This window comes from Clostridium sp. AF17-21AC (assembly GCF_003461365.1).
GTDB classification, from domain to species: Bacteria; Bacillota; Clostridia; order Lachnospirales; family Lachnospiraceae; genus Coprococcus; species Coprococcus ammoniilyticus.
In genome coordinates this window covers 20,830-27,469 of the sequence record NZ_QTWY01000012.1, presented here as the reverse complement: position 1 = coordinate 27,469, position 6,640 = coordinate 20,830, and the positions used below count along the sequence as shown (strand labels likewise).

Sequence of the window (6,640 nt, the reverse complement as noted above, 5' to 3'; positions counted from 1 at the left end):
TCAGGTACTAAAGGATTATCTGGCATCTGTGTAACATATGTTTGACAAACCTACAAAATTTATATTTTTTTTAGAGATTATTAACCATGCCTTTTCCAACTGATCATCACAGTTTATAGTTTCGCATTCTATACAAGTATTTATCTACTTTCTCTTCATCTGTGGGATCAGTATAAAGCTGCAATACAGGATTGCTATAACTGCCATGATCCCCCCTGCAAATCCGATATACCCCATCGATGCATGTGTACATACCAGTCCACCGATCCAGGTGCCACATCCAATTCCCAGATTATAGATTCCTGAGAACATCGACATGGCAACAGCGGAGGCTTCCTCCGGAACCGCTTTGATTGTCTCTGACTGGAAAGTAACGTTAAATGCCGTTACAGCCATACCCCACAGCATACAGATCAATATCATTGTCCACGTAAATTTCGATGCCGGTTTCAGGCAAAGCATGACAACAGCAATCAGTGTGATCGATGCACGGATAAAATGATATCTGTGTTTGTCATATACACAGGAGAACAGAAAACTTCCAAGAATTCCGGCCGCTCCAAACAACATTAAAGTTATAGTAACAAGATTATCCTTAAACATTGCAACCTGCTTCAAAAACGGCTCAATATAGCTGTAGCCTGTATAGTATGCACCCGCAACTAAGAACGACATTAATATGATCCCAAGCATAACCGGGTTCTTCAATATCACCGGCAGTTCTTTCATTTTAAAGGATGTACCGCCTTCAACCTTCGGAAATACAAATGCCATATAGATAAGAACAAGAAATGCAACAACCGCAACACAGAAAAATGTCATTCTCCATCCTACATATAAACCAACAATCCTTCCAAGCGGAAGCCCAAATATCATCGCAATGGATGTACCGGTTACTACCATACTCATCGCAAACGACCGGAACTTCTCCGGCACGATCTTAACTGCTGCCGGTGATGCGATCGACCAGAAGACCGCATGTGCACAGGCAACTATAATCCTTGCCGCCATCAGCATCGCATATCCGGTTGCAACCGCTGATAATATCTGACCGATTCCAAATAATGCAATCGTTCCCAGCAACAGTTTTCGGAAGCTGATCCTTGATGCAAGCAGCATGAGTGGCAGTGATAGCAGCATAACCGCCCACGAATATGCTGAAATCAGCATCCCCGCTTTTGCCTCCGTGATCCGAAAATCATCTGCGATATCGGTCAGAAGTCCGATTGGCATGAATTCCGATGTATTAAATATAAATGCCGCTACCGTCATTCCGATGAGCGGCATCCATTCCCTGATAGTTAATTTCTGATTCATTCTGTAATTATATCCTTTCCTGTAAATTCCTGTATTTTTCTATTTAAACATTTACCGTTTTGCAACGCAGTCCGCTAATATATATTCTGTACCATGCAACGCAGTCTGTTAATATGCCTCCGTATTATGCAACACATTTATATGAAACCGATCTTGTATTACACGGCATTTTTCCTATGAACCGCATCTGATATTATCCGGCATTTTTATTTTTATAGTAATTTTATTATCGGATTCCCAACTCCGCAAGTCAAAAAAATAGTCTTCTTCTTGTAATTTTTGCTGTTTTTACCGCTGTTTTTTCACGAAATTAAGCAAATTCTGTTGCATTAGCGTAGAAAAGTATGTATTATATTAAAATGTTGTGTTATTTTTATAAATATTTGATTTTTTCATAATATAATCCTTTATTTTATTCATATAATTTATCAGAATAACACATCACCACAATACAAAAATGAAAAGGAGAAAATCATGTGGGCAACTGTAAATGAAATCTTAACAAAAATCGATGATTTTGTGTGGGGTCCTCCACTTATGGTCCTTATTATGGTCGGTGGAATTCTTCTCACAATCCGGATGGGCGTTCTTCAGATCCGCAAACTGCCATTAGCACTCAAATGGATGATCAAAAACGAAGAAGAAGGCGAAGGCGAGGTTACTTCCTTTGGTGCACTGTGTACTGCTCTTTCCGCTACGATTGGAACCGGTAATATCGTTGGTGTAGCAACTGCGATTGGAGCCGGTGGACCGGGAGCATTATTCTGGATGGTACTTGCTGCATTCTTCGGAATGGCAACCAAATACGCAGAAGGTCTTCTGGCTGTCAAATATCGTGTCGTTGACAAGGACAACCATGCACTTGGCGGACCATTCTACTATATCGAAAAAGGTATGGGTTCAAAATGGAAATGGCTTGCAAAAATATTTGCTTTCTTTGGTATCTGTGTAGGTCTGTTCGGTATCGGAACCTTCTCTCAGGTAAATGGTATTTCTTCCGCTGTTAATTCATTCTTTGATCCTGACATGCAGTGGACGGTTAATATTCCAGGAATCGGTACTTATTCATGGACCGTTGTTATCGCTTCCCTGATCTTAAGTGTATGTGTTGCACTCGTTCTGATCGGCGGACTGAAGCGTATCGCAAGCGTATCCCAGATCATCGTTCCATTTATGGCTGTTATCTATGTTGTTATATGTTTAATGTTACTGATCTGTAACATCACTAAGATTCCTGAGGCTGTTGTTATCATTGTAAAGAGCGCATTCAAGCCTTCTGCTGTTGCGGGTGGTATCGCCGGTTCATTTATCGTTGCAATGCAGAAAGGTGTCGCGCGTGGTATCTTCTCAAATGAAGCCGGTCTTGGTTCTGCTCCTATCGCAGCCGCCGCTGCCCAGACAAAGGAACCGGTTCGTCAGGGTCTTGTATCCATGACAGGTACTTTCATCGATACTATCATTATCTGTACAATGACAGGTCTTTCCATCGTTCTTACCGGTGCATGGAAAGTAGAAGGTTTACAGGGTGTTCAGGTTACCACATATGCTTTTAACGAGGGACTTCCGATTCCTGCAACGATATCAAGCTTCCTGTTAATGCTCTGTCTGGTATTCTTCGCATTTACAACGATTCTTGGATGGGATTATTATTCTGAGCGTTGTCTGGAATACTTATCCGGCGGCAAAAAGAAATCCATCATGATCTACAGATGGTTATACATTCTTGCTGTATTTATCGGACCTTACATGACAGTTTCTGCTGTATGGACGATCGCCGATATCTTCAACGGACTGATGGCTATTCCTAATATGATCGCCATCTTTGCTTTAAGCGGTGTGGTTGCAAGGGAAACGCGTGATTTCTTCAGCCGTCATAATAAGCAGCCTTTTGAATAAATTGTTAAAATAAAATAGAGGACCCTGAGATCTAATTCACATATTATTACGCAAGACACTTTCGTTCTATCTTCATGTAGCGGTACTAGGCTCCTGCTTTCGCAGATCGCTAAGGACCGACATTCAGATAGGCTTGCTTCATAATAGTGAATATATATCTCAGGGTCCTCTATTTTATTTTTCTGCACTATACTAATTCTTTCCCCCCGCTTCATATAGTTAATGGGTATCAAGTCACTTTGCAACACTTCATACCACATTTTATTTTGTTTTTGGGGTATCTGCTTTTATTTTAATAATCTATACCCTTATCTCTACCTTACTTTCGGGTATTATAGCCCATAGTAAGCATCCATACCCTGAAATCATTTTATTTATGGGTATAAAATCATTTTATTTTACACTATACCCATCTTCTTAATAATTTCCGGGTATCAGATTAATCTCATAACATTTATACCCGTATATGCGTTCAGGCCAATAACAATTCCGGGTATCAGGTTAATCTCATAACATTTATACCCATATATGCGTTCAGTTCAATGACGATTCCGGGTATCACATTCATCTTCCGCATATTAAGCTATCCAAACGTTTTTTGTATTAATGCTATCTCTTCTCAGCAAAACCCTTTACATGGTCAAGGACAATCTGCATCAGGCGGGTGCGGGCTTCAGTACTTGCCCATGCGATATGCGGCGTAATGAGCAGTTTATGGCTGTCCTTTATAGAAAGCAGCGGATTGTCCGGCTGTATCGGTTCCGTCCGAAGGACATCTAAACCTGCGGCTGCGATCGTGCCCTGCTTCAAGGCTTCTGCAAGATCTTCTTCTACTACGATTGGTCCACGTCCAAGGTTCAGGAAGATTGCATCCTTTTTCATCTTTACAAATGCCGCTTTATCCATCAGATTCCCGGTATATTCATTTAATGGCGCATGAACCGATATGACATCAGAAGTCCGAAGAAGTGTATCCAGATCAACCTGCTCATAACCCTCCTGTGACGGTCTGCCGGATGCTGAATAATAGATCACATGGACACCAAATGCCTTCGCTATATCTGCTACCTTTCTTCCGATCGCACCAAGTCCGATGATACCCCATGTCTTTCCGGCAAGCTCTGTAAACGGCTCACCAAACCAGGTAAATACATCATTTTTCTGGTAAGAGCCATTCTTTACATAATCATCATAATACCGAAGCTTTTCAAGCAGATAAAAAAGCATGGCAAATGTATGCTGTGCAACGATCGTAGTGGAATATCCGGCTGCATTTCTCCATTCAATTCCCCGTTTATCCAGATAGTTCTTATCCAGATTGTTTGTTCCGGTTGCCGCTACACAAACCAGCTTCAGATCCTGAGCCGTTCCAACCGTCTGCTCATTTACCGGGACTTTATTCACAATGATAACATCTGCATCCTTCGCCCGCTCCGGAACTTCTTCCGGCTGTGACATCTCATATGTTACAACTTCTCCCAAAGCCTCAAAGCCCGTCAAGTCAATGTCTTCTCCTATCGTCTTACGATCTAAAAATACTATCTTCATATTTATTTTTAATCCTTTCATCTATTTTTGTTATCCGACATTCCATTCGCCTGCGTCTGCTGTCAGGGTGGATAGAAAACATAAAGTGTAATTTCCGTTATGATGCCTGCACTAGCTGCCGGCACAAAGCCCTTGTCTGAACCCGTAAGGGTAAGTTAGGGCGGCTGACGGCAAATAGGCGTGCGGGCAGAATAGGAAATGAAACGTGTTTTCTATCCCCCCTGACAGCAGGCACAGGCAAATAGAATAACTGATAAGCATATAAACTTATTTAAAATATGGGAGGATCAATCAAGATTCTCCCATACTGCTACCATAATTACTTTCATATTCTTCCTGACATCGAAATCCGGAAGCACATCTCCATCCTTGAAAATACATGCCTGAATACTCTTTCTGACCGTATAGTCCTTCGCTGCATGGAATAATCCATCCGTCGAATACCACAAATTTTTTCCTTCAATGGATATGCGCAGTTTCCATCCGGCAAATCGTTTTCCCGGTACTTCGTATCCGCATGCCCGCAGTGTCTGATCTCCGGTATGTTCCCAGATCGTCTTGTCCCTGTATTCCAGATTTCCACTCTTCAACCGGGTAAGTGTTCCTACATTCCCGGTTTCATCGACTGCCTCCGGATAGTGACTGACCGCTTCCTTATGGTTGCTGTTGTACCACACCATAAACGGATATCTGCCAAATGTTTCCTTCGTTGCTTCCAGTACTTTTTCCGTTACAAAATCTGTACAGATCATATCCACACCAAGCTGGAGCAGATAATTAGCATAAACAGCATCATCTGAAACCGTATAACAAAATGCATACAGTCCGGCATCATGTACCTTACGGACATTTTCCTTTGTTACAAAATTCGTCCGCATTGCAACACTGCATATTCCATGATCCAGACAATAAGTGAGGATCGAATCCAGCTTATCGATATTTAATCCAACCAGATACATATAATTTGCAAAATGATACACGGAGTCGATCTGTTCATACATCGGCTGGCTGTATACCTGCATCAGCAGACGATCGAGCAGACCTTCATCCTGCCGGAAATCCTCCAGCATAGCGGCAACCCGTTTCTCGTTCCCTTTTTTTATATTATGGAAATCAATTTCAAATGTATAGGCAGGTTCATTCTTTGCTTTTTCATAGAACTGTCTCGCGTCCATGATCGAATGTCCATGGATCGGTATCTGCATTGCCTGTTCATATGTCATATGTGCAAATTCCGGCTTATACGAAACCCCGGTGCACTTACAATTATTCTCTGTCCAGCCATGACACAATACCAGACGGTCATCCTCCGTATAGGAAAGATCGATCTCAAACGACTGATAGCCTTCCTTTTTCCCATGTTCAAATGCCTCTGCCGTATTATGATAGGTTGTACCATCCATACCGCCAAATGCATGTGCCATCAGTTTTTTCGAGAATATCTCATATCCACAGTTTCTGCGGATTCCATGTTCATCCTCCCACTGTGCAACCAGATAAATCTCATCATCCGCAGCTTCATACAAAGATTCTACCGATGCTGCGATCGGTATCAACTGCTTGCAAACCGTGCCGTCATAAAAGGAATCGTGCCAGTTATGATCCGTTCCATACCATATCCAGCCTTCTTCTGTACGCTTTCTGGCATAATAACCGATGCACTTCAGATTGGAATTGGAAAATACTGTTTCAACAGTCAAATCCCCACCATCAGTATTTGAAACAAACTTTTTTTCTTTCCCGAAGCCCCCGTCCGGAAGCCAAAATGAACGGCGGACAAAACGTTCACCGTTCTGTCTGCCGCCATTTCCATCATAGATCAATGTATATTCTTTCTTTTCCTGTTCCCGTTTCCAGGGCAGATGAAACTTCATTTTCC

General features: G+C 42.0%; 4 protein-coding genes. 1 reads left to right on the top strand and 3 read right to left on the bottom strand.

Features of this window, described 5'->3' with window-relative positions:
• Window positions 1-144 precede the first annotated feature (144 nt).
• A complete protein-coding gene (locus tag DWW85_RS12585) occupies window positions 145-1,317 on the bottom strand; it encodes a sugar transporter (RefSeq protein ID WP_117808854.1) in 1,173 nt (390 codons plus the stop codon).
• 474 nt (window positions 1,318-1,791) lie between these two features.
• On the opposite strand from DWW85_RS12585, the gene DWW85_RS12580 reads away from it, so the two are divergent.
• The gene (locus DWW85_RS12580; protein WP_117808853.1) at window positions 1,792-3,213 is read left to right on the top strand and encodes an alanine/glycine:cation symporter family protein; all 1,422 of its coding nucleotides are present in this window, start codon (window positions 1,792-1,794) and stop codon (window positions 3,211-3,213) included.
• Between the two features lie 609 nt (window positions 3,214-3,822).
• Here DWW85_RS12580 and DWW85_RS12575 read toward each other — a convergent pair.
• A complete protein-coding gene (locus DWW85_RS12575; protein WP_117808857.1) occupies window positions 3,823-4,761 on the bottom strand; it encodes a D-2-hydroxyacid dehydrogenase in 939 nt (312 codons plus the stop codon).
• Between the two features lie 287 nt (window positions 4,762-5,048).
• Window positions 5,049-6,635, bottom strand: coding sequence for a glycerophosphodiester phosphodiesterase family protein (locus DWW85_RS12570; protein WP_117808852.1), 1,587 nt, complete (start codon window positions 6,633-6,635; stop codon window positions 5,049-5,051).
• Window positions 6,636-6,640: the final 5 nt, after the last annotated feature.